The following is a 14732-nucleotide window of genomic DNA, read 5'->3' as shown; positions in this document are numbered from 1 at the left end:
AGGTACCGATTTCAGATCATGTTGCAACCGGTAGCATAACGGAGCATAAAAAAATTGATGAGCAGATTGCGGACCAGATTACTGGCTCTACCACGCCGCAAAAAACGAATAATTCAGGTTGCTACCGACGTCTTCCTGGTCTGGCTGGCTCTGTGGATGGCGTTTGTGGTACGGCTGGGTATCGATGAGCTGATCAATCCTCTCGAGAAGCACACGTGGCTGTTCATCAGTGCGCCCGTTGCGGCTATCCCGCTGTTCATACGATTCGGCATGTATCGCGCAGTCATGCGCTACTTCGGCAATGATGCGCTGATTGCCATCATCAAGGCCGTCACGATGTCGTCCTTGATCCTTGGTTGCATGGTCTACGTGTACAGCAACCACCAGCAATTGGTCCCGCGTTCGGTGATCTTCAATTACTGGTGGCTGAGCATGGTCATGATCGGTGGTCTGCGCCTGGCCATGCGGCAGTATTTTCTCGGCGACTGGTTCGCTGCGGCGCAGCATGTGCCTTTCGCCAAGAGCGACAACGGTTTGCAGAAGGTTGCCATTTACGGCGCCGGTGCAGCGGGAAACCAGTTGGTCGCCGCATTGCGCATGGGCCGTCTGATGCATCCGGTGGCGTTCATCGATGATGATGAGTCGATTTCCAATCGGGTCATTTCCGGTCTTCAGGTCTACAAGCCGCGAAACATCCAGCGAATGATCGATTCCACGGGAGCTCAGGAAATCCTCCTGGCAATCCCGTCATCGTCGCGTGGGCGTCGTCGGGAAATCCTCGGCTTTCTGGAAGGCTTCCCGCTGCACGTACGAAGCGTTCCGGGCTTCATGGATCTGGCCGCTGGCAGGGTCAAGGTCGATGACCTTCAGGAAGTCGACATCGCAGACCTCCTGGGGCGCGATGCAGTCCCGGCTCGCGATAACCTGCTCGAGCACTGCATCAAGGGCAAGACGGTGCTGGTGACCGGCGCCGGCGGCTCGATCGGTTCCGAGCTGTGCCGACAGATACTGCTGCTGCAACCTACCCAATTACTGCTGCTGGACCATAGCGAGTTCAATCTCTACAGCATTCTCTCCGAGCTTGAACAGCGCTCGGCTCGAGAGTCACTCTCGGTGAAATTGCTGCCCATACTCGGTTCGGTACGCAATCACCCCAAGCTGCTGTCGATCATGAAAACCTGGAAGGTCGATACGGTCTATCACGCTGCTGCCTACAAGCATGTGCCGATGGTCGAGCACAATATTGCCGAAGGCGTCATCAACAACGTTGTGGGTACGCTCAATACCGCCCAGGCGGCGTTGCAGGCAGGGGTGTCCAACTTTGTCCTGATCTCTACCGACAAGGCGGTCCGCCCCACCAACGTGATGGGCAGTACCAAGCGCCTTGCCGAATTGATATTGCAGGCACTGAGCCGCGAAACCGCGCCAGTGATCTTCGGTGACAAGGCCAACGTCTATCAGGTCAACAAGACCCGCTTTACCATGGTGCGCTTTGGCAACGTGCTTGGCTCTTCCGGTTCGGTGATCCCGCTGTTCCACAAGCAGATCCAGTCAGGCGGTCCGCTGACGGTGACGCATCCAAAGATCACCCGCTATTTCATGACCATCCCCGAAGCCGCTCAGTTGGTGATTCAGGCCGGCTCCATGGGGCATGGCGGCGATGTCTTCGTTCTCGATATGGGGGAGCCGGTCAAGATTGTCGAACTGGCCGAGAAGATGATCCATCTTTCCGGTCTGGCCATTCGCTCGGAGAAAAATCCGCACGGTGATATCTCCATCGAGTTCACTGGCCTGCGTCCCGGCGAAAAACTCTATGAAGAGCTGTTGATCGGCGACAACGTGGTTGCCACCGAGCACCCGATGATCATGAGTGCAAACGAAGATTGCCTGTCATGGGATGTATTGAAAGGCCGCCTGACAAAGCTGCTGGATGCGGTCGACCGAGATGATTACACCAGCGTGCGTCAGTTGCTGCGCGAAACGGTAAACGGTTATACGCCAGAAGGTGAAATCGTTGACTGGATGTATCAGGAACGCAGCGGCGAAACGTGATTTCATCAGCACTGCCGGGGCTCTGGGCAGGGGTGGAAATACGTTGAACGATCCGGCAACAGGCAGCAACGCTCGACTTCTTTTCCAGGAGGGGACGCTGGTCTAAGTTTCAGGCACAGCATGTGGATGCTGCCTTGAACTGCTATGGAGCTTTATCTATGCGAACCCCTATCTTCAGTGCCTTGATCTTTGCCTTGCTCACCAGTACCTCGGTTGCGGTCAACGCCGCGCCTGCGTCCCAGCCCGCCATCCCCCAGTCCGCGGTATCCCATTCGCCGATGATGGAAGAAACAGCACCCGCTGTGGCGCATGAGCAGCGCAAGGACAGGGTCAATCTCAATACTGCCGATGCTCAGACACTGCAGAAAGAACTGGCGGGGATCGGGAAGAACAAGGCTGATGCCATTGTGGCTTATCGGGAAGCCAACGGCGATTTCACCTCGATTGATGAACTGATCGAAGTAAAAGGAATCGGCAAGGCCATTCTGGAGAGGAATCGCGAAAAGCTTGCACTCGACTGATCAGTGTTTCATCCGCTAAACACACAGGCCGATCGATGATCGGCCTGTGTGTTTATAAACTCTCACCGGGGAAGCTCTCCGAGAGAGTATCTGTTCCAGAGGATCAGTTGGTGCTCTTTTTTATCTCCTTTTTGAGATAGTCGCGGGTCGTGTCCAGAATGCGCTGTGACAGTTCCTCGTCAAAAGCGCTGCGGGCGAGTGCCAGACCACCTACCAGTGCGGACAGCACCGGCAAGCTTTTGGACTCCAGTCCATTCTCCGCCAGGGGCTTGTCGAACTGCTCCAGCAGATGAAGGATGATTTTATCCGTCGTCATGCTGGGCTGATCGCGCTGGCCTAGTTCCAGGCACATAGTCGGTAACGGACAACCGCCGTCTTCCGCATCGCGGCTGGCTATCGATAGGTAGAGATCAATGAATTCACTGAGCGAGTCCTGCCTGGCGAAAACGTCGCTGGTGATTCCTTTCACATTGTCGAGGGCGTGACTCAATGCCTGTTCAACAAGATCATCCTTGGATTTGAAATGCGCGTAGAACCCGCCATGGGTCAAGCCAAGTGCCTTCATCAAAGGTTGCAAGCCCGTAGCACCAATGCCGTCACGACGGAAGCGCATGGACGCTTCCTTGACGATGCGTTGGTGCGTTTGGGCCTTATGATCAAGCGCGTAACGCATGCGCTGAGTCTCCAGAAGGGCCAATGTGTAAGCGCATTTATACATGGATAGGTGAAACGATGCAGCAGGCTTTCGCTCGCAATGACAACTTCATCTCAATCAGGTAGGTGAATACCTAGCTATTTATCCAGGTAATGAGTGAGGCTGGCTCTGGACAACTCGCCCAGATGACTGTCGATCAGCCGTCCGTCTGGTGAGTAGAAAAGAGTGGTGGGCAGCGCCGCCGAACCCACCTGGCGGGCGAACTCGCCGTCCGGATCGAGAAAGCTGTTGCTTAGCACCAATTGCTGTTTCGACAAGTAGTCGCTGACTTCTCCGGCGCTTTCGGCCTGATTGACGAACAGAAATGTAATGTCCTCGCGTTCCCGTTGCATATCGCGCAGCACCGGCATTTCGCGGCGACACGGAGGGCACCAGGTGGCCCACAGGTTGATGACCACTGGTTTGCCCCGATAGTCGGAGGCCCTGACCGGCTCGCCAGTCAGCGTTCGAAGGGTTGTATCAGGCAGCGAATTGCCCTTCTGATAGTGGTCCAGAATCAAACCGCCCGATACCCAGATCGCCAGTCCGATGCTCATTGCGAACGTCAGGGCGCGCCGCTGTCCGGGACGGCGCCAGCCGATGATCAAGCCGCCCAGCAGAGCGCAGATAACCCCGGGCCAGACCACAAAGCCGCCATCACGGATGTCCAGCGCCTTCCAGGGGGCGTCGCTGTATTGCGCGAAATAGGTCAGGACGAATGCGATACGTGCAGTGGCAATACCCAGAATGAAGAGTCCGAATACTGCGGTCTTTCTGGTCAGGGTATGCCGGACGAGCCGGGCCTCTACCCATGTGGCGGTTATCAAGGCGCCCAACAGCAACAGATGGGATATCGCGAGGGCGAACGGCCCGGCGTTGATGCTCAACATCGTTTTTGGTCCTTGAAGAGGTTTTTGCCGGATGTACCGCACAGGCGCGGCATGGTATCGCTGCTGCCCCTCCAGGAAAAATGCAGAACTGTTCCCGGATGTTAGGCCGCGTGGGCGGCTCGATTGAGCCCGTAAGCTGTTGAAACACTAATTCCTCGACAAGAGGTCGACCGTCCTCCAGCCCTTTGTGCAAAAGGCGTGCGCTCGAATGCCGGCATGTCGTGGAAGAAACTATTGTCCTACAAACCTTTGACTTCTGGCGTCAATCCCGGAGAATCTCGCCCGCTGTTTTCGAGGGGAGCGCTGAACTGCCGGTTTTTTCGATGCGTTTCCCTTTTTGATAAACCGGCCACGGAGAGTCGACCGGATGAATGATCAGGCTAATGGCGTCGTAGAACGTCTGGATGTAGCTCCCGAGAGCATCGCGTCGTGGAATCGTAATGACACCACCTGGATGCTCGGATTGTTCGGTACCGCCATCGGTGCGGGTACCCTGTTTTTGCCAATCAACGCGGGTATCGGCGGTTTCTGGCCATTGATGGCGCTGGCACTGCTGGCGTTTCCCATGACGTTCTACGCTCACCGCGGTTTGACGCGCTTCGTGCTCTCAGGACGTGAGGGTGCCGACATCACCGATGTGGTCGAAGAGCATTTCGGCAAGAGTGCTGGCGCGATGATCACCTTGCTGTATTTCTTCGCCATCTTCCCGATCCTGCTGATCTACAGCGTGGCCCTCACCAATACCGTGGGCAGTTTTCTTGAGCACCAGCTGCACATCACGCCACCGCCGCGAGCCGCACTGGCGTTTTTGCTGATCATGGGGCTGTTGGCCGTGGTGCGTTGTGGCGAGCGGTTCATCGTCAAGGCCATGAGCCTGATGGTTTATCCGTTCATCGTCGCACTGTTGTTTCTGGCGATATTCCTCATTCCGCACTGGACCGGCGGCATTCTGAGCACCGCCACTACGTTCCCTGAGCTATCGGCGTTCATACCCACGCTGTGGCTGGCCATTCCGGTGATGGTGTTCTCTTTCAACCACACACCGATCATTTCCGCGTTTGCCGTCGATCAGAAGCGCCAGTATGGCGAAAACGCCGAAGTGCGCAGTTCGCAGATTCTGGCCCGCGCCCACGGTCTGATGGTCGTGATGGTGCTGTTCTTCGTATTCAGTTGCGTGTTGACCCTGTCGCCTGTCCAGCTCGCCGAGGCCAAGGCGCAGAACATCTCGATCCTGTCCTACCTGGCCAACCACTTCAACAACCCGACCATCGCCTTTGTCGCGCCACTGATTGCGTTCGTGGCTATTTCCAAGTCGTTTCTCGGTCACTACATCGGTGCAAGCGAGGGCTTGAAAGGCCTGGTTCTGAAGGCGGGTCGTCGTCCTGCACCCAAGGCGCTGGACCGCATGACGGCGGCTTTCATGCTGGTGGTGTGCTGGCTGGTGGCAACACTCAACCCAAGCATCCTGGGCATGATCGAAACCCTGGGCGGGCCGGTGATTTCGGCTTTGCTGTTCCTGATGCCGATGTACGCCATCCACAAGGTACCGGCCATGCGTAAATACGCTGGCGCGTGGTCCAACTACTTTGTGGTGGCCGCCGGAGTTGTGGCGATTTCAGCACTGATCTTTTCGCTGATCCGCTAAAGCCAGCAAGCGAAACCTCGAAGTCTGCGCCGATCCAGCGGCGCAGACTTCGATAAGGTTATGCGATCGTGATCAGTCCACTGGCTCGGGATACAATGGCCTGGACAAGTGCATGATGCTCGCATAGTCGTAAACGTACTGCCTTCCCGCATGGCTGGTCGAACGCAGTTGGTCGATCAGTTGTCGTTCTTTCTTGTTCAAGTATCTCAACGCCGGATCTTGGCTGGACTTCAGGCGATCACGTTCATGGGCGTCAGGGAATGCGATGACGTTCGTCATGAAAAATCTCCTTGGGTTTTAGTCCTTGTTTGCTTTGATGTTGCCCCGGTTGCGGTGGTGATGGCGACGGTTAACCTTACCCACAAAAACTTGATGCGATCAACCCTGCAGATGCCGGGTGTGTCACAACGTTTGTGTGATCTCGTAGGATTGTCGACTGCCGTTGATGACAATCTGTACGGCATCGTCTTCGAATTTGCCCAGCAGGCTCTGCCCGAGCGGGGCTCTGGCAGTAATGACGGTGACCAGTTGATCCCCTGCACTGACCTTCAGGCCGGCAGCATCGGGGCCGAGAAACAGATAGTGTGTCTGCCCGTCGGCATCCTCGACGACCACCAGATCACCGGTCTGAATGCCACGCGATTCATCGAATGGCTTTAGAGACCATTTCCGATAAAGCGTCAACGACTGACGAATCTCCTCGACGCGGCGCGCCTGGCCGGCTGCCAGATAAGAAGCCTCCAGCCCTAGCGTGTCGTACTTGTTCTCGGCGATGTTCTCTTCGTGAGTGGCCGTTTCGTAGGCGGTCTGCGCCGCTCGTTCGGCGATGTCCAGATCGATGTTCAGTTTGTCGATGATCCGTTGCAGTACATCCTGTTTGTTCATGGTTTATCCGCAGTACTGATTGATGCTGGCACGGCTTTTTTCGCTAGGCGCGGTGCGATCCTGCTGTATCCAGAAGTCACACTTCGAGCGGTTGAAGGTGCGCTGCTGTTGCTCCTGCGCCTGTTCACGCGCCTGACGCGCCTCGCTTTCACGCAGGCTTTGCTCATATTTGCGAAACATCTCGGTCTCCGGCGCAGACGGGGAGGCGGGCTTTTGCGCGGGCGGGGTGGTCAACTGTGCGGCGGCATTGTCCAGCGCCTGGGTCTGGGCCGGTGGCAGGCTTTTGTAATACAGCAGGGCGGTCAGAAACACCGCCAGGGCGCCCAGCCAGATGCCCAGCGCAATGCACACGATCAATTTCAACGACACGTACAGGTCGCGACGGCGGGTAGGGAATGACATGGCTGAACTCCTTGCAGGCCAACAGATGTGATTGTGCCATGCCTGATGGTCAGGCATGAAAACGGTGCCGCCTGTTTGCCCGGCAGCATCAGGCTGGTGACAACGTGCCGTTCTGAACGACAATCAGCGTTTTTTGCCATCCAGCCTCAGGGAGCCAGGATGAAAGCCTCGTGGGACATTTTTTGCAGCGTAGTCGACAACTACGGTGATGCGGGCGTGACCTGGCGCCTGGCGCGCCAGCTGGTTGCCGAGCATGGCCTGCAAGTGCGTTTATGGATCGATGATCTGTCGGCCTTCGTTCGCTTGTGCCCCGGAGCCGATCCCCAGGCCCGGCAACAATGGCAAGAGGGCGTGAGCGTCTGCCAGTGGCCGACCGACTGGCTGAACACCGATATTCCTGATGTCGTCATCGAAGCGTTCGCCTGCCGCCTGCCGACGCGCTACACCGAAGCGATGCTGCAGCGTTCGCCAAGGCCGCTGTGGCTGAATCTCGATTACCTCAGCGCCGAGGACTGGGTGTCTGGCTGCCACGGCCTGCCTTCGCCACAGTCGAACGGTTTGAAGAAGTTCTTTTTCTTCCCGGGTTTTTCCGAAGCCACGGGTGGCCTGTTGCGCGAAAAAAACCTCATCGAGCAGCGCCAGGCGTTTCAGCAAAACAGCGCGGCAAGGCAAGCCTTCCTGAGCGGGTTGGGTATCGAAGCGTTGGCCGGTGCGCGCCTGATCTCGGTATTTGCCTATGAAAATCCCGCGCTCGGCAGTTGGCTTGATGCCCTGGTCTGCGACAGCCGGCCGACGCATCTTCTGGTGCCAGAGGGGCGCATACTCGGCGACCTGCAGCGTTGGCTGGGTACCAAAGATCCGCTGCGCGCCGGGTTCATTCAGGCCTGCGGCGGGCTGACGGTTCAGGTCCTGCCGTTCATCCGTCAGGAGCTTTACGACCAACTGCTCTGGAGCTGCGATTTCAATATCGTGCGCGGCGAAGACTCGTTCGTGCGTGCGCAGTGGGCGGGGCGGCCGATGCTCTGGCACATCTACCAGCAGGAAGACGACGCGCATCTGCCCAAGCTCGATGCGTTTTTAACGCTCTATCTCGCGGGTCTTTCGCCGGCGGCCGCGCAGGCGTTGAATCAGTTCTGGCAGCGCTGGAATGTCGGCGACGACCTTGGCGAGTGCTGGGCTGCGCTGGCAGAACACTGGCCGCAGATCCAGCACCATGCCGAACACTGGTCCCAGCAACAAGCCGCACAGACTGATCTTGCCACGGCGCTGGTGCAGTTTTATGTAAATTCGCTATGATACGCGGCCTTGATACAAGGCTCTGTACGAAAAAGGCCTGCGCAGGTTGTTTCTCGTACAGAGCCTTTGGTTAATTCCATCCAAATTCGGATATATGCAATGAAAACTGGTAAAGAGCTGAAACCCGGTACCGTGATCCGTCTCGAGAACGATCCTTGGCTGGTTCAGAAAGCTGAGTTCACCAAATCCGGTCGTAACAGCGCGATCATGAAGACCAAGCTGAAAAACCTGCTGACCGGTTACAAGACCGAGATCGTTTACAGCGCCGACGACAAGCTGGACGACGTGATCCTGGATCGCAAGGAAGCCACCCTGTCTTTCATCAGCGGTGACACCTACACGTTCATGGACACCACTGACTACACCATGTACGAGCTGAACGCCGAAGACATCGAAAGCGTTCTGCCTTTCGTTGAAGAAGGCATGACCGACGTCTGCGAAGCCGTGTTCTTCGAAGACCGTCTGGTTTCCGTAGAGCTGCCGACTACTATCGTGCGTCAGGTTGACTACACCGAAGGCTCCGCTCGTGGCGACACGTCGGGCAAGGTCATGAAGCCTGCCAAACTGAAAAACGGCACCGAGCTGAGTGTTGCTGACTTCATCGAAATCGGCGACATGATCGAGATCGATACCCGTGAAGGCGGTTCCTACAAAGGCCGTGCGAAGTAAGCACGGTTTTGTAACCCCGTTACGCAAAAAACCCGCATCGCTGCGGGTTTTTTTGTGCCTGAGGTTCTTGTGAGGTGGCCGTTACTCAGGCGTCAGACCGGATCAGACCGTTACATGCAGGCGCACATCGACGTTACCGCGAGTGGCGTTGGAGTAAGGGCAGACCACGTGAGCGGCATCGACCAGTTGCTGAGCGTCGGCTTGATCCAGGCCTGGCAGGCTGACATGCAGATCGATGTCCAGACCGAAACCGCCTGGAATCTGGCCAATGCCTACATGGGCGGTAATCGAGGTGTCTGCCGGAATGCTGCGTTTGCTCTGACCGGCCACGAACTTCAATGCACCGATGAAGCAGGCCGAATAACCGGCAGCGAACAGCTGCTCAGGGTTAGTGGCTGCGCCGCCAGCACCACCGAGTTCTTTCGGGGTCGCCAGCTTGACGTCGAGAATCTTGTCGTCGGAAACAGCACGACCATCACGGCCGCCGGTGGCGGTTGCAACTGCGGTGTAAAGAGTGTCCATGATTTTGCCTCGTTCGATGAAGGTTTGATTGCGCTAAATACTTGCGCGCTAACTAATCGCAAAGCAAAGGTATTCCAAGGATAGTTTGCGCGCAAGCTAATTTTGCAAAAAGGTCGAGGATGGTCGTTGGAAGCAAGAAAACATGCTTGGAGCACCTGTCAGACCTCACGCGCGGTGACGAGAGGCAGGTCTGCACTTTTTCCTAGAGGCTGTGGTGCAGGTGCTCGCGCAGCTGCAGCAACTGGGCTTGCAGGTCGCGAAGCTTTTCCATGGTCAGCCCGCTTGACGAAAGAACACAGCCAGGGACGGTCAAGGCTTTCTGCTGCAATTCGCTGCCCTGCGCAGTCAGGTGAAGCAGCACCACACGCTCGTCTTCCTTGCTGCGCGTACGGCTGATGAAGCCCTCACCTTCGAGGCGTTTGAGCAATGGCGTCAATGAGCCCGGATCGGTGAGCAGGCGGGTGCTGACATCCCCCACGGTAAGCCCGTCCCTTTCCCACAGCACCATCATCGCCAGGTACTGCGGATAGGTGAGCCCGAGCGCCTGCAGCAGCGGCTTGTAAACCTTGGTCATCATCAACGACGTGGAATACAGGGCGAAACACAACTGGTTATCCAGCAGCAGCGAATCGCAATCGGCAGGTGCGGCGCGGGTCGGGCTTTCATCGGCGCTCATATCAGGTCCTCAAACTCGGTCGGATGAGTTTAACTTAGTGTTGCACTCTTTAATGCGCCAGATAATTTTGCTCATGTGCGCTCAACGCGCTGGGATTGTGCGTGACGCGTGAAAAAAACGCCGTCATCGGGTGTCGGTCCAGAGCAGGACTGCGTAGGATTTGCTCATTGATTGGGTGGGGATGCAGTGTGATTGAAATTGTAATGTTTGTATTGCTGGGTGCAGCGATGGGCACCCTGGGAGGATTGTTCGGCATCGGTGGTGGTCTTGTGGCAATTCCCGCACTCGGGGTGTTGTTTGGTCTGGATCAGCAACTCGCTCAAGGCACCGCCTTGTTGATGGTCCTGCCCAATGTGTTGCTTGCCTTGTGGCGTTACAACCAGCGCAACCGGATTCTGCTGCGTAATGCGCTGATGTTGATCATCCCCAGTTTCATTTTTGCCTGGTTGACCTCACTGCTCGCGGTCCGCGTCGACCCGCAGGGCATGCGCCTGGCCTTCGTCGGTTTTCTGGTGGTACTGACCGTGTTCAACGTTGCGCAGATGTATTGGCGCAGCAAACAGGCCGCGGGCGGGTTGCGTCATGAAAAGTGGCTATGGCTGCTGGGCGTCGGGTCCGGCGTGACCGGTGGTCTTTTTGGCGTTGGCGGCGGGGTAGTGGCGACGCCGATCCTCACCAGTGTCTTTGGCGCGACCCAGGTCGTGGCCCAAGGGCTGGCGCTATCCCTGGCGGCGCCGAGCACCGGCATCACGCTCGTCACCTACGCGCTGCACGATCACGTCAACTGGGCGATGGGCATTCCGCTGGCCATTGGCGGCCTGGCCAGCATCAGTTGGGGCGTGAAGCTGGCGCATTCGTTGCCGGAGCGCACCCTGCGCCTGATGTTCTGCGTGTTTCTAGTGCTCTGTGCGGTCATTCTCGCGCTCAAGGTTTGAAGCCGGCGATGATGTAATCGGCCATGCATTCGGTGATGGGCGAGGGATTTTCAGGCTTGCGTAGCAAGACGATGCTGGCGGTTGGCAGCTGTGGCAATTGTTCCGCCTCGCCGAGGATGCGCAAATCCGCTGTGGCCAGGCTCTGGAACTGCGCGGTGACTGCCAGGCCCGCGCTGACCACTGCGGTGATCGCCGCCATGCTCGAGCTGCTGTAGGCGATGCGGTAGTCACGCCCGACGCCGTCCAGCGCATTGCACGCCCAGTCACGACAGAAGCAGTGGGTGTTGAACATCGCCAGGGGAATGGGCGTTTGCTCATGCGGGGCAAAGCCGATGGCCTCCATCCACATCAGACGTTCCTGACGCAGCAATGTGCCGATCTCGGTGCCTGGCTTGCGCGTGACAATGGTCAGATCCAGGTCGTGACGTTGCAGCAGAAGGTCCGAAGGCTCGCAATGCACTTCCACCTGAACCAGCGGATACGCTTGGGCGAACTGCGCCAGAATGCCGGGCAGGAAGCGCATCACGTAATCGTCAGGCGAGCCGATTTTCACCACGCCGATCATGTGCGGCTCGCGCAAGGTGTTGAACACCTCGCTGTGCAGCTTGAGGATTCGTCGCGCGTAACCGAGCAGTACCTGGCCCTCGGCAGTCAGGTTCAGGACCCGACCTTCACGCTGAAACAGCGGGCGCTGCACGACATCTTCTTCCAGACGCTTCATCTGCATGCTGACCGCCGACTGAGTGCGGTTGACGGCTTCGCCTGCACGGGTAAAACCACCGTGATCGGCAATCGCCACGAAGGTGCGCAACAGTTCGGTATCAATGCTCGGGTAGGTGGCCAATACATCAATCTCCCAGATGGAAGGCATAACGAACATTCGTTGGATTGATCCTACGCCCGAAGCGAGACTTCAGTCATCCCACAAGGAGGGCAAGATGATGAAAGGTCAGAAACAATGCGTAGGGGTGGAAAGGGCTGATGGGTGTTTGCAGGCGGGCGCGGTGTTCACAGTGCTCAAGGGTCATCTGCAGCGCTGGCTGGAGTTGCACCGCCAGCGCCACCTGCTGGCGCAAATGAGTGACGGAACACTTAAGGACCTGGGCTTGAGCCGTGCCGACATTCAGCAGGAAGCCGAACGTCCGTTCTGGGACGACCCGCTCAAGCATTGAGCGGGCAGTTGGCCCGGTTTTCCTGTTTAGCGCCTGACCTGCTTGAGGGTCTCGGCAATCAGGAAGGCCAGTTCCAATGACTGATCGGCGTTCATGCGTGGGTCGCAATGCGTGTGATAGCGATCCGAAAGGCCGTCTTCAGTAATCGGGCGCGCACCACCGATGCATTCGGTGACGTTCTGTCCGGTCATTTCGATATGAATGCCGCCCGCGTAAGTGCCCTCGGCCTGGTGGACTTGAAAGAACTGCTTCACTTCGCCAAGGATCTGCGCGAAATCGCGGGTCTTGTAGCCACTGCTGGCCTTGATCGTGTTGCCGTGCATCGGGTCCGAGCTCCACAGCACCTTGCGGCCTTCGCGCTCGACGGCGCGGATCAGCTGCGGCAAGTGATCAGCCACCTTGTTGGCACCCATGCGGGCGATCAGGTTCAGGCGTCCAGGGTCGTTGTCCGGGTTGAGGATGTCGATCAGGCGAATCAGGTCGTCGGTATTCATGCTCGGGCCGACCTTGACGCCGATCGGGTTGTTGACCCCGCGCAGGAACTCGACATGCGCGCCATCCAGCTGACGGGTGCGGTCGCCGATCCACAGCATGTGCGCCGAGCAATCGTAGTAATCGTTGGTCAGACTGTCGCGTCGCACGAAGGCTTCTTCGTAGTTGAGCAGCAACGCTTCGTGAGCGGTGAAGAAGCTGGTTTCGCGCAATTGCGGCGAGCTGTCCATGCCGCAGGCGCGCATGAACGCCAGGGTTTCATCGATACGCCCGGCCAGCTGGCTGTATTTTTCGGCGAGCGCCGAGTTGGCGATGAAGTCCAGGTTCCATTTGTGGACCTGATGCAAATCGGCAAATCCGCCCTGAGCGAAGGCGCGCAGCAGGTTCAGGGTGGCGGTGGACTGGTTATAGGCCTGCAGCAGGCGCTCCGGGTCCGGCACACGGCTCTTCTCGTCGAACCCGATACCGTTGACGATATCGCCGCGGTACGCCGGGAGCGTCACGCCGTCGATGATTTCGTCATTGGCCGAGCGTGGCTTGGCAAATTGCCCGGCCATGCGTCCGACTTTCACCACCGGGCAGCCGGCGGCAAACGTCATCACGATTGCCATCTGCAGCAGGACCTTGAACGTATCGCGAATCTTGGCGGCGGAAAACTCCATGAAGCTTTCTGCGCAGTCGCCGCCCTGCAGCAAGAACGCACGCCCTTGGGTCACTTCGGCAAACTGACGGCGCAACTCACGGGCTTCGCCGGCGAACACCAGCGGCGGATAACTGGCCAGCGTCTGTTCGACCCGGTGCAGGTGCTCGGCATCAGGGTAGTGAGGTTGCTGCTGAATCGGCAGTGCCCGCCAGCTGTCGGGGCTCCAGGGTTGGCTCATTATTGGCTCTAGAGTTGTGCAATCGGATCGGCATGTTAGCAGTTCGCCGTTGCTCTGCCATTCTGGTGCAGACCACTGGAGCGGTGCTGGACGCCACAACGTGTGACAAAGCCGTGCGCTTGCCCGACAATTCGTATTTTGCGCTCGGCGCAGACAACCAGGAACGGTGATGACGGAAGAGCGTGAGCGCGTAGAGCGAATCCTGGCCGAGGTCCACGACGACTTCGGCATGATTCGCGTGCTGGAAGTGGAGGACTACCGCTTTCTGGAGTTTGGCGATGCCATCGAGCAAAGCTGCACCTTTACAGCCGATCCGAGCTGGCTGGAGTACGACTACACCCGGGCGATGCTGATCGGCGCGCTGTGCCATGACGTGCCGGAAAGCGCGCTGTTTCTGGGGTTGGGGGCCGGTACGCTGACCCAGGCCTGCATGAAGTTCCTGCCACTCGAGGACGTGGAAGTCATTGAGCTGCGCCCGGATGTGCCACGTCTGGCCATGGAGTTCATGGGGCTCGACGACGATCCGCGACTGTATATCCGCATCGGCGATGCGCTGGACCTGCTGGACAGCGCCGAGCCTGCCGACCTGATCTTTGTCGACCTGTACACCGATGTCGGGCCTGGCGTCGGGCACCTGGCCTGGAATTTTTTGCAGAGCTGTCAGCAGAGGTTGAACCCGGGCGGCTGGCTGATCATCAATCAGTGGGCCACTGACGACGGCAAACCGCTGGGAGCGGCGTTGTTGCGCGGCCTTTACCACCGCCATTACTGGGAGCTGCCGGTGAAGGAGGGCAACGTCATCCTGCTCGTGCCCGCCGACCTGGATCAGACGCTGGATATCGACGCGTTGAGCGGGCGAGCCGAGGCACTTGCGCCGCATCTGGGCTACTCGCTGGCGTCGCTGATCAGGGCCATTCGTTCCGCCACCTGAGCAGGCGGCAGGTGAGTAGGTTGTTCTGAAAACGGGGTGGGACAATTCGCCACACCTCGAAGGCCAGAA

17 protein-coding genes are annotated in these 14732 nt (G+C 58.0%); 8 read left to right on the top strand and 9 right to left on the bottom strand.

Annotation, left to right across the window (positions count from 1 at the left end):
- The first annotated feature begins 57 nt into the window (after positions 1–57).
- Positions 58–2052 (top strand): polysaccharide biosynthesis protein, encoded by a 1995-nt coding sequence (locus tag V476_RS03420; protein ID WP_024960063.1) that lies wholly within the window; start codon positions 58–60, stop codon positions 2050–2052.
- A 158-nt stretch (positions 2053–2210) separates the two neighbouring features.
- Complete coding sequence (locus V476_RS03415; protein ID WP_024960064.1) at positions 2211–2573, top strand: ComEA family DNA-binding protein; 363 nt, start codon at positions 2211–2213, stop codon at positions 2571–2573.
- Positions 2574–2676: 103 nt separating this feature from the next.
- On the opposite strand, the gene V476_RS03410 is transcribed toward V476_RS03415, so the two are convergent.
- Complete coding sequence (locus V476_RS03410; RefSeq protein WP_003314666.1) at positions 2677–3246, bottom strand: TetR/AcrR family transcriptional regulator; 570 nt, start codon at positions 3244–3246, stop codon at positions 2677–2679.
- Between the two features lie 119 nt (positions 3247–3365).
- On the bottom strand, positions 3366–4157 hold the full coding sequence (locus V476_RS03405) for a TlpA disulfide reductase family protein (protein ID WP_003393787.1): 792 nt from the start codon (positions 4155–4157) through the stop codon (positions 3366–3368).
- Positions 4158–4524: 367 nt separating this feature from the next.
- On the opposite strand from V476_RS03405, the gene V476_RS03400 reads away from it, so the two are divergent.
- Positions 4525–5802, top strand: coding sequence for an aromatic amino acid transport family protein (locus V476_RS03400; RefSeq protein WP_024648738.1), 1278 nt, complete (start codon positions 4525–4527; stop codon positions 5800–5802).
- Between the two features lie 72 nt (positions 5803–5874).
- Here the strand turns inward: V476_RS03400 and V476_RS03395 are convergent, their stop codons facing one another.
- The 3 genes from V476_RS03395 to V476_RS03385 form a co-directional block, all read right to left on the bottom strand.
- The gene (locus V476_RS03395) at positions 5875–6081 is read right to left on the bottom strand and encodes a hypothetical protein (RefSeq protein WP_002554553.1); all 207 of its coding nucleotides are present in this window, start codon (positions 6079–6081) and stop codon (positions 5875–5877) included.
- 123 nt (positions 6082–6204) lie between these two features.
- On the bottom strand, positions 6205–6687 hold the full coding sequence (locus V476_RS03390; protein ID WP_003314669.1) for a GreA/GreB family elongation factor: 483 nt from the start codon (positions 6685–6687) through the stop codon (positions 6205–6207).
- 3 nt (positions 6688–6690) lie between these two features.
- Positions 6691–7089 (bottom strand): hypothetical protein, encoded by a 399-nt coding sequence (locus V476_RS03385; protein WP_003424765.1) that lies wholly within the window; start codon positions 7087–7089, stop codon positions 6691–6693.
- 159 nt (positions 7090–7248) lie between these two features.
- On the opposite strand from V476_RS03385, the gene earP reads away from it, so the two are divergent.
- Positions 7249–8385 (top strand): elongation factor P maturation arginine rhamnosyltransferase EarP, encoded by a 1137-nt coding sequence (earP, locus tag V476_RS03380; RefSeq protein WP_024960065.1) that lies wholly within the window; start codon positions 7249–7251, stop codon positions 8383–8385.
- Positions 8386–8484: 99 nt separating this feature from the next.
- Entirely contained in the window at positions 8485–9054 is a 570-nt protein-coding gene (locus V476_RS03375) for an elongation factor P (RefSeq protein ID WP_002554550.1), read from the top strand.
- A 102-nt stretch (positions 9055–9156) separates the two neighbouring features.
- Here the strand turns inward: V476_RS03375 and V476_RS03370 are convergent, their stop codons facing one another.
- Together V476_RS03370 and V476_RS03365 are read right to left on the bottom strand one after the other, a co-directional pair.
- Complete coding sequence (locus V476_RS03370) at positions 9157–9576, bottom strand: organic hydroperoxide resistance protein (protein WP_024960066.1); 420 nt, start codon at positions 9574–9576, stop codon at positions 9157–9159.
- A 202-nt stretch (positions 9577–9778) separates the two neighbouring features.
- On the bottom strand, positions 9779–10252 hold the full coding sequence (locus tag V476_RS03365) for a MarR family winged helix-turn-helix transcriptional regulator (RefSeq protein WP_024960067.1): 474 nt from the start codon (positions 10250–10252) through the stop codon (positions 9779–9781).
- 188 nt (positions 10253–10440) lie between these two features.
- Here V476_RS03365 and V476_RS03360 point away from each other — a divergent pair, with 188 nt between their 5' ends.
- Complete coding sequence (locus tag V476_RS03360; protein WP_003424767.1) at positions 10441–11187, top strand: sulfite exporter TauE/SafE family protein; 747 nt, start codon at positions 10441–10443, stop codon at positions 11185–11187.
- Here the strand turns inward: V476_RS03360 and V476_RS03355 are convergent.
- A complete protein-coding gene (locus V476_RS03355; protein ID WP_003314677.1) occupies positions 11177–12031 on the bottom strand; it encodes a LysR family transcriptional regulator in 855 nt (284 codons plus the stop codon). The two genes, V476_RS03360 and V476_RS03355, sit on opposite strands and share 11 nt — an antisense overlap.
- A 94-nt stretch (positions 12032–12125) precedes the next feature.
- On the opposite strand from V476_RS03355, the gene V476_RS03350 reads away from it, so the two are divergent.
- On the top strand, positions 12126–12359 hold the full coding sequence (locus V476_RS03350) for a DUF1127 domain-containing protein (protein WP_003342689.1): 234 nt from the start codon (positions 12126–12128) through the stop codon (positions 12357–12359).
- A gap of 26 nt (positions 12360–12385) precedes the next feature.
- Here the strand turns inward: V476_RS03350 and V476_RS03345 are convergent, their stop codons facing one another.
- Positions 12386–13732, bottom strand: coding sequence for a class II 3-deoxy-7-phosphoheptulonate synthase (locus V476_RS03345; RefSeq protein WP_004411146.1), 1347 nt, complete (start codon positions 13730–13732; stop codon positions 12386–12388).
- A 169-nt stretch (positions 13733–13901) separates the two neighbouring features.
- On the opposite strand from V476_RS03345, the gene V476_RS03340 reads away from it, so the two are divergent.
- Entirely contained in the window at positions 13902–14663 is a 762-nt protein-coding gene (locus tag V476_RS03340; RefSeq protein WP_024960068.1) for a spermidine synthase, read from the top strand.
- The last annotated feature ends 69 nt before the right edge of the window (positions 14664–14732 follow it).

This window comes from Pseudomonas syringae KCTC 12500, assembly GCF_000507185.2.
Taxonomy (GTDB): Bacteria; Pseudomonadota; Gammaproteobacteria; order Pseudomonadales; family Pseudomonadaceae; genus Aquipseudomonas; species Aquipseudomonas syringae.
The sequence above is the reverse complement of the archived record's forward strand: the minus strand, read 5'-3'. Positions and strand labels throughout refer to the sequence as shown.

Coding starts and splice junctions, on each gene's coding strand:
- V476_RS03420 (WP_024960063.1), top strand. CDS start 58: ATGAGCAGATTGCGGACCAGATTACTGGCTCTACCACGCCGCAAAAAA.
- V476_RS03415 (WP_024960064.1), top strand. CDS start 2,211: ATGCGAACCCCTATCTTCAGTGCCTTGATCTTTGCCTTGCTCACCAGT.
- V476_RS03410 (WP_003314666.1), bottom strand. CDS start 3,246: ATGCGTTACGCGCTTGATCATAAGGCCCAAACGCACCAACGCATCGTC.
- V476_RS03405 (WP_003393787.1), bottom strand. CDS start 4,157: ATGTTGAGCATCAACGCCGGGCCGTTCGCCCTCGCGATATCCCATCTG.
- V476_RS03400 (WP_024648738.1), top strand. CDS start 4,525: ATGAATGATCAGGCTAATGGCGTCGTAGAACGTCTGGATGTAGCTCCC.
- V476_RS03395 (WP_002554553.1), bottom strand. CDS start 6,081: ATGACGAACGTCATCGCATTCCCTGACGCCCATGAACGTGATCGCCTG.
- V476_RS03390 (WP_003314669.1), bottom strand. CDS start 6,687: ATGAACAAACAGGATGTACTGCAACGGATCATCGACAAACTGAACATC.
- V476_RS03385 (WP_003424765.1), bottom strand. CDS start 7,089: ATGTCATTCCCTACCCGCCGTCGCGACCTGTACGTGTCGTTGAAATTG.
- earP (WP_024960065.1), top strand. CDS start 7,249: ATGAAAGCCTCGTGGGACATTTTTTGCAGCGTAGTCGACAACTACGGT.
- V476_RS03375 (WP_002554550.1), top strand. CDS start 8,485: ATGAAAACTGGTAAAGAGCTGAAACCCGGTACCGTGATCCGTCTCGAG.
- V476_RS03370 (WP_024960066.1), bottom strand. CDS start 9,576: ATGGACACTCTTTACACCGCAGTTGCAACCGCCACCGGCGGCCGTGAT.
- V476_RS03365 (WP_024960067.1), bottom strand. CDS start 10,252: ATGAGCGCCGATGAAAGCCCGACCCGCGCCGCACCTGCCGATTGCGAT.
- V476_RS03350 (WP_003342689.1), top strand. CDS start 12,126: ATGATGAAAGGTCAGAAACAATGCGTAGGGGTGGAAAGGGCTGATGGG.
- V476_RS03345 (WP_004411146.1), bottom strand. CDS start 13,732: ATGAGCCAACCCTGGAGCCCCGACAGCTGGCGGGCACTGCCGATTCAG.
- V476_RS03340 (WP_024960068.1), top strand. CDS start 13,902: ATGACGGAAGAGCGTGAGCGCGTAGAGCGAATCCTGGCCGAGGTCCAC.